At 61.0% G+C, this 17,945-nt stretch carries 18 protein-coding genes; 1 reads left to right on the top strand and 17 read right to left on the bottom strand.

Translation table 11 applies throughout. The features are described 5' to 3' along the window. Nucleotides 1-51: 51 nt before the first annotated feature. The 10 genes from AC6I79_RS22170 to AC6I79_RS22125 are packed head-to-tail and all read right to left on the bottom strand — an operon-like array spanning nt 52 to nt 10,118. Nucleotides 52-351 (bottom strand): YicS family protein, encoded by a 300-nt coding sequence (locus AC6I79_RS22170; RefSeq protein WP_021509036.1) that lies wholly within the window; start codon nt 349-351, stop codon nt 52-54. Beyond that, on the bottom strand, nt 348-1,370 hold the full coding sequence (locus AC6I79_RS22165) for an HAD family hydrolase (RefSeq protein WP_159377674.1): 1,023 nt from the start codon (nt 1,368-1,370) through the stop codon (nt 348-350). Before AC6I79_RS22165 ends, AC6I79_RS22170 begins: the two co-directional genes overlap by 4 nt. Beyond that, complete coding sequence (locus AC6I79_RS22160) at nt 1,367-2,383, bottom strand: BatD family protein (protein ID WP_159377675.1); 1,017 nt, start codon at nt 2,381-2,383, stop codon at nt 1,367-1,369. Before AC6I79_RS22160 ends, AC6I79_RS22165 begins: the two co-directional genes overlap by 4 nt. Then, nucleotides 2,380-3,882, bottom strand: a complete 1,503-nt coding sequence (locus tag AC6I79_RS22155; RefSeq protein ID WP_159377676.1) for a VWA domain-containing protein — start codon at nt 3,880-3,882, stop codon at nt 2,380-2,382. Before AC6I79_RS22155 ends, AC6I79_RS22160 begins: the two co-directional genes overlap by 4 nt. Further along, nucleotides 3,879-4,856: a VWA domain-containing protein gene (locus AC6I79_RS22150; protein ID WP_159377677.1), complete on the bottom strand. Its 978-nt coding sequence runs from the start codon at nt 4,854-4,856 to the stop codon at nt 3,879-3,881. Before AC6I79_RS22150 ends, AC6I79_RS22155 begins: the two co-directional genes overlap by 4 nt. Further along, nucleotides 4,849-5,286 carry a DUF4381 family protein gene (locus tag AC6I79_RS22145; RefSeq protein ID WP_059012128.1) on the bottom strand — a complete coding sequence of 146 codons (438 nt, stop codon included), beginning with the start codon at nt 5,284-5,286 and terminating at the stop codon, nt 4,849-4,851. Before AC6I79_RS22145 ends, AC6I79_RS22150 begins: the two co-directional genes overlap by 8 nt. Continuing rightward, entirely contained in the window at nt 5,267-6,196 is a 930-nt protein-coding gene (locus tag AC6I79_RS22140) for a DUF58 domain-containing protein (protein ID WP_159377678.1), read from the bottom strand. The genes AC6I79_RS22145 and AC6I79_RS22140 overlap by 20 nt, the downstream gene beginning before the upstream one ends. Next, a complete protein-coding gene (locus AC6I79_RS22135) occupies nt 6,193-7,194 on the bottom strand; it encodes an AAA family ATPase (RefSeq protein ID WP_159377679.1) in 1,002 nt (333 codons plus the stop codon). Before AC6I79_RS22135 ends, AC6I79_RS22140 begins: the two co-directional genes overlap by 4 nt. Continuing rightward, on the bottom strand, nt 7,191-8,486 hold the full coding sequence (locus tag AC6I79_RS22130) for an anaerobic sulfatase maturase (protein WP_498027774.1): 1,296 nt from the start codon (nt 8,484-8,486) through the stop codon (nt 7,191-7,193). Before AC6I79_RS22130 ends, AC6I79_RS22135 begins: the two co-directional genes overlap by 4 nt. 48 nt (nt 8,487-8,534) lie before the next feature. Further along, on the bottom strand, nt 8,535-10,118 hold the full coding sequence (locus AC6I79_RS22125) for an arylsulfatase (RefSeq protein WP_058770243.1): 1,584 nt from the start codon (nt 10,116-10,118) through the stop codon (nt 8,535-8,537). A 621-nt stretch (nt 10,119-10,739) separates the two neighbouring features. On the opposite strand from AC6I79_RS22125, the gene AC6I79_RS22120 reads away from it, so the two are divergent. Then, nucleotides 10,740-11,006: a YdgH/BhsA/McbA-like domain containing protein gene (locus AC6I79_RS22120; RefSeq protein ID WP_058770242.1), complete on the top strand. Its 267-nt coding sequence runs from the start codon at nt 10,740-10,742 to the stop codon at nt 11,004-11,006. A gap of 154 nt (nt 11,007-11,160) precedes the next feature. On the opposite strand, the gene AC6I79_RS22115 is transcribed toward AC6I79_RS22120, so the two are convergent. Genes AC6I79_RS22115 through AC6I79_RS22085 form a run of 7 tightly spaced genes read right to left on the bottom strand, consistent with a single transcriptional unit; the run spans nt 11,161 to nt 17,935 of the window. Then, the gene (locus AC6I79_RS22115; RefSeq protein ID WP_159377681.1) at nt 11,161-12,009 is read right to left on the bottom strand and encodes a VOC family protein; all 849 of its coding nucleotides are present in this window, start codon (nt 12,007-12,009) and stop codon (nt 11,161-11,163) included. A gap of 23 nt (nt 12,010-12,032) precedes the next feature. Then, the gene (locus tag AC6I79_RS22110; protein ID WP_283342339.1) at nt 12,033-12,410 is read right to left on the bottom strand and encodes a peptidase dimerization domain-containing protein; all 378 of its coding nucleotides are present in this window, start codon (nt 12,408-12,410) and stop codon (nt 12,033-12,035) included. Nucleotides 12,411-12,412: 2 nt separating this feature from the next. After that, the gene (locus AC6I79_RS22105) at nt 12,413-13,516 is read right to left on the bottom strand and encodes an alkylhydroperoxidase domain protein (protein ID WP_150360326.1); all 1,104 of its coding nucleotides are present in this window, start codon (nt 13,514-13,516) and stop codon (nt 12,413-12,415) included. A 12-nt stretch (nt 13,517-13,528) separates the two neighbouring features. Continuing rightward, nucleotides 13,529-14,533, bottom strand: coding sequence for a putative FMN-dependent luciferase-like monooxygenase (locus tag AC6I79_RS22100; RefSeq protein WP_058770238.1), 1,005 nt, complete (start codon nt 14,531-14,533; stop codon nt 13,529-13,531). Then, nucleotides 14,530-16,140: a dipeptide ABC transporter ATP-binding protein gene (locus AC6I79_RS22095; RefSeq protein ID WP_132463071.1), complete on the bottom strand. Its 1,611-nt coding sequence runs from the start codon at nt 16,138-16,140 to the stop codon at nt 14,530-14,532. The genes AC6I79_RS22100 and AC6I79_RS22095 overlap by 4 nt, the downstream gene beginning before the upstream one ends. Then, nucleotides 16,137-16,994: an ABC transporter permease gene (locus tag AC6I79_RS22090; RefSeq protein ID WP_498027773.1), complete on the bottom strand. Its 858-nt coding sequence runs from the start codon at nt 16,992-16,994 to the stop codon at nt 16,137-16,139. The genes AC6I79_RS22095 and AC6I79_RS22090 overlap by 4 nt, the downstream gene beginning before the upstream one ends. Next, nucleotides 16,991-17,935: an ABC transporter permease gene (locus AC6I79_RS22085; protein ID WP_498027896.1), complete on the bottom strand. Its 945-nt coding sequence runs from the start codon at nt 17,933-17,935 to the stop codon at nt 16,991-16,993. Before AC6I79_RS22085 ends, AC6I79_RS22090 begins: the two co-directional genes overlap by 4 nt. Nucleotides 17,936-17,945 lie beyond the last annotated feature (10 nt).

The following is a 17,945-nucleotide window of genomic DNA, read 5'->3' as shown; positions in this document are numbered from 1 at the left end:
GCCTGTTCCGCGCTGACCACGATGGCGTCTGGCATTTCCTGCCAGCGACGATCAGCTAAAATCCGGGCAGGTTATCTGCGACATCAACTGCTGATAATGCTGATGCTTGCCCATCTTCAGGGCATCAGCCGCCTGCAACAGCGCGTTGTGATTGCTCTTATCCGCCAGAAAGGTCTGCTTGATTTTTTCGTCGGCGATGGAGACCGGCACGCGGCAGTGAGTGCGCAGATCGTTGATCATGGTCTGCTGCCGCAGCGCCAGCGCCAGATTCTCATACGGCGATACCGCCAGCGCAGACGTGGCACTCAGGGTGAGCAGGGCGATCATGGCAGTGAAAGGTAATGTTTTCATTTTGCTTCTCCTTGATGAACGGGAACGGCGGCCGGGCACTGGGCGGGGTCGAACACCGTACCCCAGTCCTGTTTCATATCGACAACGGTCCAGCCATAGTGCGCGGCCAGCCTGAGACCGTTAACCAGTTTGCCGCTGGCCGGCGGATGCGCATCGTAGGCGTATTCCCGCTGTGCATCGGTGTGATGCACCAGCAGCCCGAAGGTGCTGGCGGCAGGGTTGCCCGAGGTGTATTGCAGCATCGGCACATCGCCGTCGCTGTTGCCGAACGCTGCTACCGGCCGATGACCCATGAACAGATGGATGGCCACCGGTTTGGCCGCTTCATCATCATAAAATGCACCATTCATGGTTTTCCGCAACTGCGTGCCGTTGTCGCTGAGTGAAAATTCCGCAAGGGAAAACGAGCCAACCACTTGCTCAGGTGGAATGCCGTACATCTGTTCCGCCAGCACGCGCATAAAATCGATGCCGCCGCCGGAGATAATCCAGGTGCGGAAACCGTGAGCGCGCAGATAATCCAGCAGCTGGCGCATCGGCAGATAGCCCATGCGATCGTAGCGGCAGCCAAAACGCGTATCCCGCTGCGTCGCCACCCAGTTCTGCACGCGCTGGGCAAACTCATCGGTGGTGATACCGCTGTGAGTCAGTGTCAGCAAATGCATCAGCCCCTTTTTCCCGCTGGCGGCAATAGCGGCGGTGTTGTTGCTGAGCACCGCCTGCACCAGCGCATCCTGCTGCCACTGCGGATGCTGCGGTGCCAGCCGTTTCACTTCATCGAGCGCAAACTGCAGCTGAAAGGTGAGCGGTGCTTCCGGCCATAGCGTGCCGTCATTATCGAACACCACGTAGCGCTGGCTAAGAGGAATAAAGTCAGCGCTGCCGGCGCGGGTGGTGTCATCCACCCACTGTGTAATGGCATGCTTTGCCGCACCGTCACGCCAGGCGGAGAGATCGTCAGCCTGACTGACGCTAGCGAGGCACAGCGTGAGGCCCGCCAGTATAGAAACAGTTTTCATCGGCGACTCCTGTGATGTGGAACGAGATCGGGCAGCGCATGAATACGCCACAGGCGGCTCCACGTATGGCCGGCAAACATCAGCGCCTGACGCAGTAAACGGCGGCCAGCCCACAGCACCGCGACGAGGAGAACCACGGTTGCGGCGAGCAACAGCCACTGCCACCAGGGGCGTTCAGGCCCGGCACGCAGCACCTGTTCGCTGCCGGCCGGGCGCGCAGGCAGAATGTCATAGTGATGGGCGGGCAGCGTGGCGAGCTGCCATGTCTGTTGTCGGGTATCCCACCAGCGCAGCTGCACCGGCGGCAGCGTCAGGCTGCCGGCGCTGTCCGGCAGATAGCGCAGCCGCTCGCGTCGCTGGCTGCCAGTGATTTCACCGCGTCCGCTGGTCAGGACGCTAACCTCGGGCGTCAGCAGCTGGGTACTGGCACCGGGCAAATCGATCAGCACCGGTGGAATCTGTCCGGAGACCACACCACTGGCCTGCAGCGTAATCTGACGTTCCACCACGTCGCCTGCGTGTAGCGCGTCGCCCTGCGCGGCACGATACAATGTCACTTTTTCCTGCAGATGAAGCGTGGCGGCGGGCAGGAAGCGATCCGGCTGCTGCACACCCGGCGGCCAGCGCACATTTTTTTCCAGCGCTGGCAGCGTAACGGTCTGCGGCGGCTGGCCCGCGGATTGCAGGGTGATGTCCAGCGCCGGCAGCTGCAGTTTGCCCTGCTCCCAGGCCATCAGCTGGCGCTCCATGCGGATGCCGCTCCAGCTGACACCGTCACGCTGACGCGATACCAGCTGATTGGGAATGGCCGCCGGCAACAGCGTGCCGTTGCTGACCGGGAAGTCAGGCCACTGTGGCGGCGGGTTAAACCAGCTATCGGTCCAGTAGGTTACCGCGACGCGCAGCGGCTGACCCGGCACCAAACGGTCATCGCCCACCAGCTCGCGCGTGATGTCCATCGCGGCGCGCGCGGGCCCGGTCAGCAGCAACAGGCAAATCAGCAGCGTTCTCATGGTGACTCCTGACGATAGAGATTTTCCAGCAGGCCACCGGGCGACAGGCTGAGATTGTCGTACCACTGACTGACCTGCGGTGCCGCGTGACCTGCAGGCTGCATGACCTGCTGCGCGACGCCCTGCTGTTTGTGCAGATCTTTTTTACTGCCGTCAGGATCGTAATCCTGCTCTTTCCCCTGTGCCGCCTGGCGATCGCGCTCCTGCTGACGAAGCTGCATCACAATGCGCGCGATGCTGGCGCGATTTTGCTGTGCCATTCGCCAGTCGGGACGCAGGCTTAGCGCCTGATCGTAATGCTGCAGCGCCTGCTGCCACTGTTTCTGCTGCGCCAGGCTGTTGCCCAGCCACAACAGCGATTCAGGCGTCACGGGTGCCTGACGAAAAGCGCCGCTGGCGGCGGAAAAATCACCGGCATAGTAGAGCGCAATGCCGCGGCGCAGCGGATCAACATAGTGCTGCGCCGCGCGCGCGTAATCCTGCCGTTGAAAGGCATGTTGCCCTTGCAGGTCGGGCGGGATAAACGCATCCAGCAGCGCGGCGGCCGCCGGCGGCGTTATCCCACTGAGCGGCAACACAATCAGCACGATCAATATATGACGACGCCACCACAGCAGCAGCAACAACATCGGCGCAATCAGCCAGTAGCCGCTGTTGTGCCACGGCAGATCCGCGCGACTGTTTTGCTGGGCGCTGAGGCTTTGCTGAATATGGCGTCTGATGGCAGGCAGATCGCTGTCATCGGGGGTGGCGAGCGTAACCGCCAAGCCGTCGGCGCGTAGCTGCTGGAAGCGCGCCACGTTGAGGCGGGTATCAATAGCCTGACTTGCGAAAGCGGGCGGCAAGGGGCCGCCGGGCGCGGTGCCGGGCACCCACAGCTGCAGCGGCAGCGAGGTCTGGCTGAGCAACCGGGCATCTTCCTGGCGCAACGTATCGGCCACCAGCACAATGCTGCGCGGCGTGTCCGGCAGATTATCATCGGCCAGCCTGAGAGCGGCCGCCAGGCCATTGCCCTGACCGTCCGGCAGTAACGTTGGCTGCTGCGCCTGCAAGAACAGCGAGTAAAAGGCCGGATCGTTGGTCAGCGGCGTGGTCAGCCAGGCACCGCCGCGATACACCACCAGGCCAAAGTGGCTACCCGGCATCTGCTGCATCAGCTGAGCGATCTTATGCTGCATGCGCTGATGCCGGTCGGGCGGGAGATCCTGCGCCAGCATGCTGAGATCCTGTTGCAGAATCACCATCACGTTACTTTGCGGCGTAACGCCGCCCGGCAACGCCTTCTGCCATGACGGCCCTGCCAGCGCCAGCACGCCGAGCGCCAGCAGCCACGGTACGGGTGACAGCCGCTGCAGTCGCTTACCGGTAATCAGGGCGTGAAACGGCGCTGTCATAATGCGCTGCCAGGCGCTGCGCGGCGCGCGCAATAGCCACGCCAGTGCCAGACAAACCAGCAGCCCGGACAGCCACCACGGGTGCATAAAATGAAAGCCATTCATGCTGCACGCTCCCGCAGGCGCGCCAGCAACAACGCCGCGGTTAACAGCGCCAGCGCCGCGCCGAGCGGCCAGGCAAACAGCGGGCGCGTAAACGACAGACCGAGCGTCGCCACCTGCGCGGGCGTTTGGGCGTCAATGGTTTGCCAGACACGTTGCAGGGCGCTGCCTGAGGTAGCCGCCTGAAACGCGCTACCGCCGGTGATGCGGGCAATATCCTGCATCAGCGCGCTATCGACTTTGTCCTCGCCGCTGGCATTAAGATCGCCAAAGGCGATGGTATCAACCTGCACCTGATGCTCTGCTGCCAGCTGCGCAGCGAGGGCGGGCGGCAGCTGCGAAGCGGTATCGTTGCCGTCGGTAAGTAAAATCACCATGCGGCTGGCGTCCTGTTCCAGGCTGCTGTCCAGCAGTTTGACCGCCACCCCCAGCGCATCGCCGATGGCGGTTTGCTGGCCCACCATGCCGGGTGCCAGCTGGTTGATGCGCGCCAGCAGTGCCTGCTTATCGGCACTGATCGGCGCAAACGGCCACGCCTGACTGGCAAAAATCACCAGCCCGATGCGATCGAGGGTTCGCTGCAGCACAAAATTGTGCACCGAGCGCTGCACCGCCTGCAGGCGAGTGGTGCCCGCGCCGGCGTCGTTTTTCGCCATCGAACCGGAAACATCCAGCACCAGCACCACATTGCGCATCGGCTTATGCTGTAGCTGCGGTGGCAACAGCAGCTCAGGGCGCGCCAGCGCGGCCAGTAACAGCAGCCACACCAGCCAGAACAGCAGCGTTTGAGGCCAGCGGCTGGCCGGAGGGGCATTCTCCAGACGCAACTCCCTCACCAGTTCCGGCAGGAACGGCACGCGCACCTCTTCGCTGACCGGCTGGCGTGGCGGTAGCAGAAAGCGCGTCAGCAGCGGCAGCGGCAACAGGAGCCAGATCCACGGCCAGGCAAAATCGAAGCGGGTAAGCAGTTCAGACATCGGGCAGTGCCTCCAGCCAGCGCCGCAGCTGGCTGCGCAGGCGCTGCATTTCATCAGGCGACAGGCTATTGTCCGGCTGGCAGTAACCGTCAAGCAGCCGCTGATAGGTTGCAGCATCCAGCGGTAGCTCCTGCAGTAACTGGCTGAGGCTCAGTTCACTGACCTGAGCACGCGGCTGGTGCACCAGCCGCACCCGCTTAATCAGCCGCAGCCAGCTATCAATGCTGTTGTCGTGACGTAAAACCTGACGCGCTTCACGCCGCCAGCGGTTGCGCCGCCAGCGCGCTGTGCGCCACAGCGCCAGCAGCACAAGCAGGGCCGCTAACGCGCCTGCCAGCCACCACCAGCCCGCAGGAAGCGGCAGCCAGGATACCGCGGGCGGCAGGTCAGGCTGCAGCAGTGGCGGAACGCTAAAGCCTTTTTCCAGCATGCTCGTCTCCCTGCGTTAACTGACGCAATAACGGTTCACTCACCACAATGTGCTGCACGCGGATGCCGAGCCGCAGCAGTCGCGTCTGCTGCTGTGCCAGCCGGGCGGTGACCCGCTCGCTAATCTGCTGACGCAACGCGGGCGAAAGCGGCAGCGTAACGTGCTGATGCTGGTAATGCGCGGCGAGATAGCCCTGATGCGGAAGCCGCAGATGCAGATCGTCGAGCAGCACAAAGGCGGTGATATCACACCGGCGCGCCAGCGCCGCCAGCAGCGCGTCACTCTGAGCGTCAAGATCGTGGAAATCGCTGATCAGTGCCAGCCAGCTTCCGGCAGGCACCTGCGCCCGGATACGTTGCAGCACCTGATGGAGTGGCAGACTGCTGGCGGGCTCCTGCGGATAGCGCGCCGGCAGCTGATTATTCATTTGATGCAGGTCGTTCAGGCACGGCGCCAGGGCGAGTTTCGGCGAGCGGCAGCGCTGCAACCTCAGGGAATCATCGCTGAACACGGCGGCCCCGAGGCGATCGCCATCGTGCCAGCTACGCCACGCCAGCAGCGCTGCCAGATGAGCTGCGGCAACCGATTTAGTCTGCCCGCGTGTGGCGAAATACATATCCAGGCGCTGATCAACCAGCAGAAATACCGGCCGCTCGCGCTCTTCGTTGTACAACCGCACCCAGGGTGTGCGCAGACGCGCGGTGGCCTGCCAGTCGATCAGCCGCACATCATCGCCCGGCTGATAGCGGCGCAGGCTGTCAAAATTGAGTCCGCGTCCCTGCTGACGCGACACGCGCTCGCCGGCCATCGCGCCGGGCGGCAGCTGAGCCGGCGGATTGCGCAGCTGCTGCGCTGCACCCGCCAGCGCCAGTAGGCCGGGCAGGGTGACGGCCAGTGCGGTATCCGTCATGCGACCACCGCATCCAGCAGCATGCGTACCACGTCATCGGCGGTCACCTGGTCGGCGCTGGCCTGATAACTCAGCAGCAGACGATGCCGCAGCACGGCCGGGGCAATGCGCTGAATATCGTCCGGCAACACCGCATCACGCCCTTCGAGCCACGCCTGCGCGCGCCCGGCGCGGTCCAGTGCCAGCGTGCCGCGCGGGCTGATACCCAGCGCCACATAACTGGCAAAGGTGTCGCTGACCTGCTGCGGCTGGCGCGTCATTTCCACCAGCGAGACGATGTAATCTTCCACCGTGGGCGCGACGTAAATGTCGGAGATGGCCTGCCAGCAGCGACCCATATCCGCCTGGCTGATCCTCACTGGCGGCGGCGTAGCGGCGCTGACGGCAGGGGTGTCCTGTTCGCGATATTTTGCCTGCTGTTCGGCGCGCACCAGTTGCATCACGCGCTGTTCATTCTCTTTCGAGGGATAGTGCACCAGCACTTTCATCAGGAAGCGATCCAGCTGCGCTTCCGGCAGAGGCCAGGTGCCTTCCTGATCAACCGGGTTCTGCGTCGCCAGCACCATAAACACGCCGGGCAGCGGCCAGCTGTTGCCCGCCACCGTGACATGACGCTCCTCCATGGCTTCCAGCAACGCCGACTGCACGCGGGCCGAGGCGCGGTTGATCTCATCGGCCAGAATCAGGTTGCCGAACACCGGGCCTGGCCGGAAACGAAACTGCTCCTCTTCACGCGTGGCGTGTTGCTGATAAATTTCGCTGCCGGTGATATCCGAGGGCAGCAGATCCGGTGTGAACTGAATACGGCTGAAGTCGCCTTCAATGTGGCGCGCCAGCTCACGCACCGCACGGGTTTTGGCCAGTCCGGGCAGTCCTTCCAGCAGAACGTGGCCGTCGCACAGCAGCGCGATAATCAGCATGCGCACCAGCTCTGGCTGACCCAGCACCTGCTGGTTTATGCTCGCTTCCAGGTCGAGAAACCGTTGCCGCAGGGTCATTGCGTCACTCCCTGTTTTTCCCGCTCAAGCAGCGTGGCGATACCTACCAGGATCGGCTGAGCATAGGAAAAAAACGCTTTGATGCCGGGACAGAGATAGTTAAGGCCGGGTTCACCCTCTGCGCTGCGCACGATGCGGTTTTTCGGGCATTCGCCCCAGCATAATTTGAGGTAAGGACAGCGTTTGCAGACGGCGGGCAGGGTGTCGCGTTTCCCGAGGCCAAACGCTTTTTGCCGTTCGGAAAACGCCAGGTGCGCCAGTTTAGTGTTGGCAATATTGCCCAGCTGATACTCCGGATAGACGTAGTGATCGCAGGCATAGATATCACCGTTTTTTTCAATGGCGAGGCCCTTGCCGCAGAACTCTGAGGTCACGCAGATCTGGCCCGGCAGGCCCAGGGTTTGCGCCACTGCCGTTTCAAACAGGTTAACCTGTACGCGGCCTAAATCATTGTTGACCCACTCTTCAAACACGGCGATGAGAAAGCGTCCCCAGTCATCGGGATCGACCGACCAGTCGGTCACCACCGAGTCGAGATCGCCCGGCCGCGCGCGGCGGGAACCGCTCACCGGGATGCTGTCATCGCGCCAGAACTGCGGCGCGGTTTGGGTAAAATCGACCGGCTCGACGCAGGGATTGAATTGCAGATAGGTCGCGCCCAGTTCGCGCGTGAGAAAGCGGTACACCTGCAGCGGAAAGCGTGCATTGGTCCGGTTGACCGTGACCAGCGCGTTGAACGGCACGCCATGACGTTGCAGCGCGGCCACACCCGCCATCACTCTGTCGAAAGTCGGTTTACCGCTGCGCGTTACGCGATAGCGATCGTGCAACTCGCGCGGGCCATCAATCGACAGCCCGACCAGAAAGTGATGCTGCTTCAGAAAGCGCGCCCAGTTGTCGTTCAGCAGGATGCCATTGGTTTGCAGATCATTCTCGATGCGTTGTCCTGGCTTCTGATACTTTTGCTGTAGCGCCACTACCTTTTCGAACCACGGCAACCCCATCAGCGTCGGTTCACCGCCTTGCCACGAGAACACCACCTGATCGCCATCCTGACTATCAATGTACTGGCGAATATAGTTCTCCAGCACCTCATCAGACATGCCGCTGTGATGATCCTGCTGCAGCAGCTGCTCTTTATGCAGGTAAAAACAGTAGTTGCAGTCGATATTGCAGCGCGAGCCGGTGGGCTTGGCCATCACGTGAAAGCGGCGTTTATACGCCGGACCGATGCCGTTGTATTTTTCCGCCGAGAGCAACGGGCGAACCGGCAGTGTGGTGCTGTATTTCATCAATGCCTCCGAATACCGGGCACGGCGTGCCCGGCTGTGAGTCATAACTCAGTTAGTGGCCGGGCTGCCTTCGTCAATCAGTTTCTGCACATCCGAAACGGTGAAGGAGCCGGGTTTCTGACGAGGCGGGAACTCTTTGAAGCTTTGCAGCATTTCTGCGGCATATTTCTGCGCGCCACCCAGCAGGAACAGACGGTCATAGAACCAGTGGTTGTAATCCATACCGCTGTCACCGCGCTCCAGCGGGTCGATCTCCAGGTCGAAGATCAGTGGCGTGCGCAGTTTAACGAACGGATATTTCCACAGGTCGAGGCCGGTGTGTTCCTGAATCATGAAATGCGCTTTCCAGCGACCGTAGCGCATCGCTAACAGATCGCCGTCATCGCTCCAGTAGAAGAACTCATTACGCTGGTCGGGCCCTTTGCCCTGCAGGAAATCCAGCTGGTTGTAACCGTCCAGATGCACTTTGTAGGTCATGGCGCTGGTCTTATAGCCTTTCAGCAGCTGCTGTTTGATATCCGGCACGCCCGCTGCGGCAACCAGCGTCGGGAACCAGTCGTTGCTGCCGAAAATATCGTTGATCATCGTGCCGGGCTTAATATGCCCCGGCCATTTGATCATCGCGGGTACGCGGAACCCGCCCTCCCAGCCGGTATTTTTTTCGCCACGGAATGGCGTCATGCCGGCATCAGGCCAGGTGGCGATCATCGGACCGTTGTCGGTGGTGTAAATCACGATGGTGTTATCTTCTATACCCAGATCTTTGATTTTCTTCAGCACCTCGCCGATCATTTTATCGTGCTCAACCATGCCGTCTGCGTAGTCTCCGAGGCCGGTCACGCCCTGATCCTGCGGTTTAATGTGCGTTTTGTTGTGCATGCGCGTGGTGTTGAACCAGGTAAAAAACGGTTTGCCCGCTTTGACCTGACGCTCCATGAAATCGTTGTTGGCGGCGAGGAACTCTTCATCCACCGTGCCCATACGTTTCACGTTCAGTGGCCCGGTATCTTCAACCTTGCCATCCGCGCTGGCTTTAATGACGCCGCGCGGACCGAACTGTTTACGGTACTCAGGATCTTTCGGATAGTCCGGGTTTTCCGGTTCTTCTTCGGCGTTCAGGTGATAAAGATTGCCAAAGAACTCGTCGAAGCCGTGTGCGGTAGGCAGGAATTCATTGCGATCGCCCAGATGGTTTTTACCAAACTGACCGGTGGCATAGCCGAGCTGTTTCAAAATTGAGGCAATGGTCGGATCTTCTTTCTGCAGGCCCTGCGGCGCACCTGGCATACCGACTTTACTCATGCCGGTGCGGAACGGCATCTGCCCGGTGATAAACGACGAGCGTCCGGCGGTGGAGCTTTGCTCGGCGTAATACGAGGTGAATTTGGCGCCCTCGGCGGCAATACTGTCGATGTTGGGCGTTTTGTATCCCATGGTGCCCTGGTTATAGGAACTGATGTTCCAGTAGCCAATGTCATCGCCAAAAATCACCACGATGTTAGGCTTGCCCGAATTTTGCTCGGGCGCGGTAGAGGGCGTCGGGGATTGAGGAGCCGCATGGGCGCTCCAGGAACAGCAGGCCACAGATAGCATGGACGCTAATAGTGACTTGCTAAAAGGTAATCTGGACATTTCTGCACTCCGATAATTGTATTCCGACCAGGTCAGAATTTTTCCGACCGAATAAGTGCTGCGCAGACGGTTATTTCCTCCTTACCCTGAAAGGACGGCAGATGAATAAACGCATCTTTTTGATAGCTATTTCCCGGTGCGGAATGGCGGTGCTCAGTCAGTCTGATTATCTGTGATTTTAAATAGTTTTTATTAAAGCGTGGCCCGCTGCACGCAGGCTGCGTGCAGGCGAAAAATATGCGGTGTGCGAGAGGGTATAAGTAACCAAGGTATAAAAATGCAAAAAATGAGCAGGCTGTGTATCTGGTTATGTAGCAACCATAGCGGCTCATAACTGGAATGCCAAGTGCTATTTTAAAAATGTGAGCGGCAGAGTGATTTTTTTCTGCTGTATCGCACTGCTGCGCATTTCGGCTAAGGTATTTCTTATTTTAAATAAGCTGAATATTACTTAACCTATTGTAATATATAAATTATTTTTCTGTTGGCTGAAAGTGGCTGGTTATTTTTTACGAGGCGGGTCATATTTTTTAGCGTTCAGGTTTGCGTTATTTTTATGGCTCACCTAAGCCTTAAAAGGCCATCCGGAACGGGATGGAATCAATTAATCTGGGGTGATTTATGAAAAAAATTACGGTAGCAATAATGTCATTGCTGGTGGCGTCAACTTTCTCTTTATCGGCTCTGGCAGCGCAGGAGATTACTAAAGAAGAGGCTAAGCAGTATCAGGAAGTTGGTAAGGTTAGTACCAATAATGAATACAGTTCACCGGCAGAGGCCATGGCTGAAATCTCGAAAAAGGCCGATGAGATGGGGGGTAAATATTTTGTGATCACCTCCGGCAAAGAAGGTAAGAAAATACAGGGTACGGCAACAGTGTATAAATAATAAATTATACGCTGCAAATCAGGCGTCATAGTCATTGCAACAGGCCGTTTTAATAACGGCCTGTTGTCGTGTTTCTATTTCTACAGTAAGCGATGAGATTAAGATCTGGTTCGCTTGCCTGGTCCTCAGCAGGCAATCTACTCCGGCAATGCTTTCATAGCTGAAACCTTAGCGCCACGCCGCTGGCCTGTTCCGCGCTGACCACGATGGCGTCTGGCTCTTCGCGGAAAGGCACATCGCCCAGCAGCAGGCTGGCTTTCACCCTGCGTAAGTCGCTGCTGCGCAGCGTCAGCGCGGCCATACGCGCACTGCCGTCATAATCGGGCGGCAGGCCGGTAAAGCGCTGCGTCACATAGTGCGCAGCGGCAAAGCGCACGGTGGCCACGCCCGCTTTCAGCACAAACGCGCCCTGCTGACAGGCGGTGAGCTTATCAGCACCAAATAAACGACTGTAGGGCAGCGCGGCGGCTGCCGGATCCTGGGCCACCACCACAAACTCAATAATGTCGGTCACCGCGTTGGGATGCTGCTGCCACACTGGCTGCCAGACCGCCTGCGGTGTCTCATGCTGGCAGAAAAAACTGCGTCCGTTTGGCACCAGGGCGGGGCGCAGGCAAACGGTGCGAAAACGCGCCTGCTGTGCGCTACCATCCGGCAACTGCACCGGCCGGTAAAAACTGGCGGCGGGATCGCCATCAATATCCTGACTTTCCAGATAGCGCCACACCGCATCGGCATCGCCGGTTTTCCATGCCAGACCGCTCAGGCCCGCCGGTGCCTGCCAGATATCCTGACGCTGTTGCGCACGCCCGGCTTCATAGCCCAGCAGTTCCAGATAATTATCACCAAACACCGCCAGATGATTACTGGAGCCAAGCGAATGATGGCCGCGTGGCGTGAGCTGGAAACCGAGCCGGCGATACAGCGCGCTGGCGTCATCCAGCCGATCGGCAACATTGATCACTGCATGATCGAGCTGTGGAATGGGTACCGGTATCGCCATTATCTGCCTCCTGGTTCGCATCATTACGATGACCGCGGTGTCGCGCTGCGTTCGGCTTCGCGTTGCGGTTGCCAGGCGAGCTGCGCTTCGGCGCCGAACGCCCGGGCAATATGGCTGACCAGCGTCGCGGCCTGCGCCGATGATCGCTGGCGCGCGCTGGCATCCTCGCTGTGCAGCACGCCTTCCACGACGACCTCTGGCGGCAGCACGTTCCAGCTGTTGCCACCCTGAAAGCGGGTGACATCCAGGCCGGCGGCCGCCAGCGCGCTGACGATATGGCTGCCGGTAACGATACTATCGATGCCCTCATGCGGACGTGCAGCGTGAGCGCCTTTGCCTTGAATGGTGATATGAAAATGGTCAGTAAACGCTGCCGGTGTGGCAGATAACGTGTGTGTCATGGTCATCCCTGCGGCTGTTCGGGTAAGAAAGGTTCGCCCAGCGTTAGCATCAGGCGGTTGGCCCAGGCAAAAAACGCGGCGGACTGGATCAGGTCCAGCAGCTGCAGCGTATCCAGTCCGTGCTCGCGCAGCGCCTGCAGCTGGGTCTGGCTGCTGGCGACCGGGGTTAGCGATAAGGTGGCGACAAAATCGATAATCGCCGCCCAGCGCGCGGACTGGCCGTGTGCCAGCTCGGCACCTGGCGCGACATTCAGGAGTTTCTGCACCGCAGTCTCATCTTTTGACAGCTGACTGGCTTTGCGGGCATGCACGGATGCGCAGTAAATGCAGCCATTGACTTTACTCACTACCGTGGCCGCCAGTTCGCGCTCGGCGCGAGGTAAACCGCCTGGCGTATAAAAGATGCCTTTATCCGTCAGCGTGCGTTGTTCCAGCAGCGGCAGATTGCGCGCCAGCAGACGGAAATAGTCGGACTCGCTATGACCGTTTTTTGCCAGCGTCGCCTGTTCTTCCGCCGTAAACTCGCTGAGCGGTTTGGCTGCCAGCCACGGCTCCCAGCCCAGCTCCTGCTGGGTAAACGCGGTGAGCGCAGTCTGTCCGCTGGCCGTGAGCGGCGCGCTATGCCATTTGCCGGCCACCGCATGCGGCTGAGCGCGCGACGCTTCACCGCTCAGCAGGCGCAGGCCGGTCAGCAGGCGACTTTGAAAGCTGACAAATCCCACCAGCTGCGCCAGCGTGACGATGCCGCGCGGCGTCCAGCCGGCATGGCGCAGCGTGGTCAGTTGTTGCGGTGTGGCGTCGACCGGATGCAGGCTCAGCAGTTCAGCAAAGGCGCGACCGGCGGCAAAGCGCGTATCTGTCGGGGTTTCGCTGGATTGCTGCTGATAGTGTGCCTGCAATGATGTGACGCCGTGCCAGCCCGCGACCTGCCCGGCGAGCGCGTAACGCTGCGCCAGCGGGAAATCGTCGTCATCCTGGCCAAACAGCACCTCATAGCTGCCCTGTGCGTGTCGGGTCGCGGCCTGACGCACGCTGCGCGCCTCTGCCAGTTGCGCCGCCGGGTCGATATCGGCCAGCGCCGCCAGTAAATCTGTAGCCTGAGACATGGTTTTCTCCTGTTAAGCGGTCCCCAGCGCACGCAGCGTGGGGGCAATATGTTCAGCAATTAACGCCACCGAACGCAGCGTATCGGCGTGCGGCGGATCGATAGAGTGCACCTGGAAGGTGATGTCGGTGGCGCGCGTCAGCGTGCTGTCGGCCAGCAGCGAAGCCAGCACCGCGTCCGCATCGCCGATATGTGCATCGAGCTGGCGCGCGTGGCTCTCCAGCGTGCTGCCGGTGATGTCGTGGCCCGCCTTGCGAAACTGCTCTGCCTGGCGTTGCAGACCGGGCGCGGCAAGGCGGCGCGCGTAGTCGTTCGAGTCGGCAACAAACGCGGTGCGTGAAGCCAGGATGCGGGGCGCCACGCCCGACGGCAGCGCCGCGAGATAAGCATCGATCATCGGGTTTTGCAGCTGCTGCAGCGACAGGTCCGGCTGACCCGCCGGCCGCGGCTGGGTGCGCGATAACATCAGCCCGTGACCGGCCTGGCCGGCACGCGTCGCGCCTGCAACGGAAAAGGTGGCGATCCACACGCGCTGCGCCAGCGTGGGCGCCGGCGGATAGAGATGATTGTCCGGATGGGCCAGCGTGTCGCCGCGCCACGCGCTGAGCAGCGTATGCAACTGGTCGGCAAACACGCCGGCGCGCTGTTCGCTGGTCAGGCCAAACGGCAAAAATGAGGTTGGCGTGCCGCCGGAGCCGAGCCCAATTTCCAGGCGTCCGTCGCTCAGCAGATCCAGCACCGCCGCGTCTTCGGCCACGCGCAGGGCATTTTCCAGCGGCAGGGTGATGATGCCGGTGCCGAGGCGGATATGACGGGTGTGCGCGGCCACGTGGGCAAGAAACACCAGCGGCGAGGGCAGCCCGCCTTCCTTTTCATGAAAGTGGTGCTGCGCGATCCAGGCACTGTCAAATCCGCAGCGTTCAGCGTGCTGAATTTGTTCCGTCGCCAGCCGGTAGCGCTGTTGCGCCGTGGTGTCGTCGAGCAGGCGGGTAAAAAAACCGATGCGTTTGCGCGTCATGCAGACTCCTTAATCAGCGGACGGAAAACCGGAATGGCGTCAATCAACGCGCGGGTGTAGGGATGCTGCGGCGCATTGAACAGTGTGACGGTGTCACCTTGTTCAACCACTTCGCCGGCGCGCAGCACGGTAACGCTGTGTGCCAGTCGTCGTACGGTGGCCAAATCGTGGGTGATAAACAGATAGGTGAGGCCCAGCTCGCGCTGCAACTGTTGCAGCAGCTGCAGAATCTGCGCCTGCACCGTGACGTCCAGTGCTGACGTTGCCTCATCCAGCACCAGGATCGCCGGTTGCGGGATCAACGCCCGTGCGATGGCGACGCGCTGACGCTGGCCGCCGGACAGCTCGCGTGGCTTGCGCGTCAGCAGATCCAGCGGCAGTGCCACGCGCTGCGCCACCTCGTGCACCCGCTGCTGGCGTGCGGCGGCGCTGAGCGAGCCGAAGTTGCGCAGCGGTTCTTCAATGATGTTAAACAGCGTCTGGCGCGGATCGAGCGAGGCGAACGGATTCTGGTAAACAAACTGTATTTTGCGCCGTAGCTGGCGCAGCGCTTCGCCGCGCAGGCTGCTGGCATCAATGCCGTCAATCACCACTTTGCCGCGATCGGCGCGTTCAAAGCCAAGCAGAATGCGCGCCAGCGTGGTTTTGCCGGAACCGGATTCACCCACCAGCGCGTGCGTCGTGCCGCGTGGCACCGTCAGGCTGACCGCTTTCGCCACCGTCAGCGTCTGCTGCCTGCCAAGCGCAAACTGTTTATCGATGGCGTTGAGCTGAATCGCCGGTGTGGAAAAACGGGCTGCGGACGGATAAGGCAGAGCGGCAGCATCGGGCACCGCGTCCTGTAACAGCTGGCGGGTATAAGGATGCTGTGGCGCGCTGACCAGCGTCGCTGCGCTTCCCTGTTCCTGGATCTCGCCGTGACGAAACACCAGCAGACGGTCAGCGCGTTCCGCGGCCAGCGCCAGGTCGTGGGTGACAAACAGCACGGCGGTGGCGAACTCACGGCGTAGCTGGTCGAGCAGATCGAGAATGCGCTTTTGCACCGTAACATCGAGCGCGCTGGTCGGCTCATCGGCGATGATCAACTGTGGTTGCAGGGCGAGGGCGATGGCAATCAGCACGCGCTGCTTCATTCCGCCAGAAAGCTGATGCGGATATTGATGCAGGCGCTGCTCAGGATGGCTCAGCCCAACTTTTTGCAGCAGTTCCAGCACGCGCTGCTGGCGCGCGGTCCGGCTAAGCTTCTGATGCAGCTGCAGGATCTCGCCAACCTGATCGCCAATGGTCTTCACCGGATTAAGCGAATTACCGGGATCCTGCGGCACCAGGCTGATATGCACGCCGCGCACGCTGTCCATGCGCCGGGATGACCAGCCGGCGATATCGGTGCCGTTCAGCAAAATTTTACCGCTATCGCGCCGGGCATTGTCCGCCAGCAGACCGATAATCGCCTGGGCCGTGGTGGTTTTGCCTGAGCCGGATTCACCGACCAGCGCCACCATTTCGCCCGGCTGCAGGGAAAAGCTCACGTTGTGTACCACTTCGTGCCACTCGCCGCGCTGGCGATAGCTGAGGCTGAGGTTTTCCACATTCAATAGCGCTGTCATGCGTCACATCCTGCCAGCTGACGGCTGACGCGATTTGCCGCCAGCACCACGGCGACCACCACCACGCCGGGAAAGGTAGTCAGCCACCACGCGGTAGCCAGATAGTTGCGGCCTTCGGCGATCAGCAAACCCCATTCGGGGGTCGGTGGCGGCGTGCCATAGCCGAGAAAGCTGAGGGTTGAGAGCGCCAGAATGGCCTGACCGAACTGCAGCGCGGCGAAGGCAATCACCGCGGTCAGCGAGTTCGGGACAATGTGGCGCCACAGTACCTGCCAGAAACGGCCGCCACTGCCGAAAGCCGCTTCCACATATTCACTGCGGCGTACCCGCACCACTTCGCCGCGTGCCAGCCGGGCAAAACTGGCAATCGAGGCGATGCCCACCGCCAGCGCAGCGTGCACGGTGCCAAAACCCAGCAGGATCAGCAGGCTTAATGACAGCAGCAGCGCCGGGATTGAAAGCAGCACATCAACCAGTCGCATCAGTGCCTGTTCACCGCGGCCGCCCACGGCCCCAGCCAGGACGCCCAGCGCGGTTCCGCCAGTGAGCCCCATCGCCACCGCTGCGACCGCCGCAGAGAGCGACTGCGAGGCACCATAGACGATGCGCGCCAGCAGGTCGCGTCCGAGTTGATCGGTGCCGAGCCAGTGCACACTGTGCGGCGCTAAGCGCTGCGCGCCGGCAATGCCTTCGGTCGGGCTATAGTGGGTAAACAGCTGCGGTGCCACGGCCGCCACAAACGCCAGCGCCAGCACCGTCCATGCCAGCCACAAGCCGGGCTGCAGGCGGCGGGCACGATCGCGCCGCAAGGCCGGCTGTCCCTGACGCGCGGTAGAGTAATCGACCAGACTCATGAATTTCCTCCGGCTACGGTTTGCAGACGTGGGTCGAACAGCGGCATCAGCAGATCGACCAGCAGGTTGATCAGTACAAACGCCAGTGCGGAGATCATTACTACCGCCTGTAACACCGCCACATCCTGATTGTTGACCGCCTGCTGGGTCAGCTGGCCGATGCCGCTTAAGCCGAACACGGTTTCGGTAATCAGCGCGCCCGCGATCAATTCCCCCAGCAGTAAACCGGCCACATTGAGCACCGGCAGCAGCGCGTTGCGCATGATATGGCGCCACAGCACGTGTGGTGCGCTGGCACCTTTGGCGCGGGCCACGGCGACAAACGGCTGGGTAGCAACCTGATCAATGCTGCGCAGCAGAATCTGGGCCAGCGGGGCGGAGATGGGCACGGCGACGGTCAGCACCGGCAGAATCAGCCCCTGCAGGGGCGATGGGTTGATCACCGGGATCCAGCGCAATTGAAAGGAGAACAGCTGAATCAGCGCGATGCCAAGCCAGAACGTCGGCAGCGAAATAAACAGTGCCGGCAGCGACTGCAATAGCGTACGCAGCAGGCGCAGCGCAGGCAGTCGCGCCAGCGCCGCCAGTGCGAAGGCCACCACGCAGGCAACGGCAAATCCGGCCAGCGCCAGCTGCAGCGTGGCGGGCAGATTGCTGCGCAGCAGATCGCTGACCGGCACACCTGCCTGCACCGAGTAGCCAAAGTCACCGCGCAGCATCGCCAGCAGCGTATGCAGATACTGCTGCCAGATCGGGCTATCGGCACCGTAGGCCTGCCGCATCTCTGCAATTTGCTGCGGGCTGAGACCCAGATCCGGATTCTGGAACTTGATCAGCACCGCATCGCCCGGCAGCACCTGCAGCAGCAGAAACGACAGGGTAAATGCCGCCCATAACACCAGCAGGCTTTGTCCCGCTCTATGCAGCAGTGCGTATCGCATCATCATCCTC

The organism is gamma proteobacterium symbiont of Scutellera amethystina, from assembly GCF_059730845.1.
This window is presented reverse-complemented; position numbering and strand designations above follow the sequence as displayed.

Coding starts and splice junctions, on each gene's coding strand:
- AC6I79_RS22170 (WP_021509036.1), bottom strand. CDS start 351: ATGAAAACATTACCTTTCACTGCCATGATCGCCCTGCTCACCCTGAGT.
- AC6I79_RS22165 (WP_159377674.1), bottom strand. CDS start 1,370: ATGAAAACTGTTTCTATACTGGCGGGCCTCACGCTGTGCCTCGCTAGC.
- AC6I79_RS22160 (WP_159377675.1), bottom strand. CDS start 2,383: ATGAGAACGCTGCTGATTTGCCTGTTGCTGCTGACCGGGCCCGCGCGC.
- AC6I79_RS22155 (WP_159377676.1), bottom strand. CDS start 3,882: ATGAATGGCTTTCATTTTATGCACCCGTGGTGGCTGTCCGGGCTGCTG.
- AC6I79_RS22150 (WP_159377677.1), bottom strand. CDS start 4,856: ATGTCTGAACTGCTTACCCGCTTCGATTTTGCCTGGCCGTGGATCTGG.
- AC6I79_RS22145 (WP_059012128.1), bottom strand. CDS start 5,286: ATGCTGGAAAAAGGCTTTAGCGTTCCGCCACTGCTGCAGCCTGACCTG.
- AC6I79_RS22140 (WP_159377678.1), bottom strand. CDS start 6,196: ATGACGGATACCGCACTGGCCGTCACCCTGCCCGGCCTACTGGCGCTG.
- AC6I79_RS22135 (WP_159377679.1), bottom strand. CDS start 7,194: ATGACCCTGCGGCAACGGTTTCTCGACCTGGAAGCGAGCATAAACCAG.
- AC6I79_RS22130 (WP_498027774.1), bottom strand. CDS start 8,486: ATGAAATACAGCACCACACTGCCGGTTCGCCCGTTGCTCTCGGCGGAA.
- AC6I79_RS22125 (WP_058770243.1), bottom strand. CDS start 10,118: ATGTCCAGATTACCTTTTAGCAAGTCACTATTAGCGTCCATGCTATCT.
- AC6I79_RS22120 (WP_058770242.1), top strand. CDS start 10,740: ATGAAAAAAATTACGGTAGCAATAATGTCATTGCTGGTGGCGTCAACT.
- AC6I79_RS22115 (WP_159377681.1), bottom strand. CDS start 12,009: ATGGCGATACCGGTACCCATTCCACAGCTCGATCATGCAGTGATCAAT.
- AC6I79_RS22110 (WP_283342339.1), bottom strand. CDS start 12,410: ATGACACACACGTTATCTGCCACACCGGCAGCGTTTACTGACCATTTT.
- AC6I79_RS22105 (WP_150360326.1), bottom strand. CDS start 13,516: ATGTCTCAGGCTACAGATTTACTGGCGGCGCTGGCCGATATCGACCCG.
- AC6I79_RS22100 (WP_058770238.1), bottom strand. CDS start 14,533: ATGACGCGCAAACGCATCGGTTTTTTTACCCGCCTGCTCGACGACACC.
- AC6I79_RS22095 (WP_132463071.1), bottom strand. CDS start 16,140: ATGACAGCGCTATTGAATGTGGAAAACCTCAGCCTCAGCTATCGCCAG.
- AC6I79_RS22090 (WP_498027773.1), bottom strand. CDS start 16,994: ATGAGTCTGGTCGATTACTCTACCGCGCGTCAGGGACAGCCGGCCTTG.
- AC6I79_RS22085 (WP_498027896.1), bottom strand. CDS start 17,935: ATGCGATACGCACTGCTGCATAGAGCGGGACAAAGCCTGCTGGTGTTA.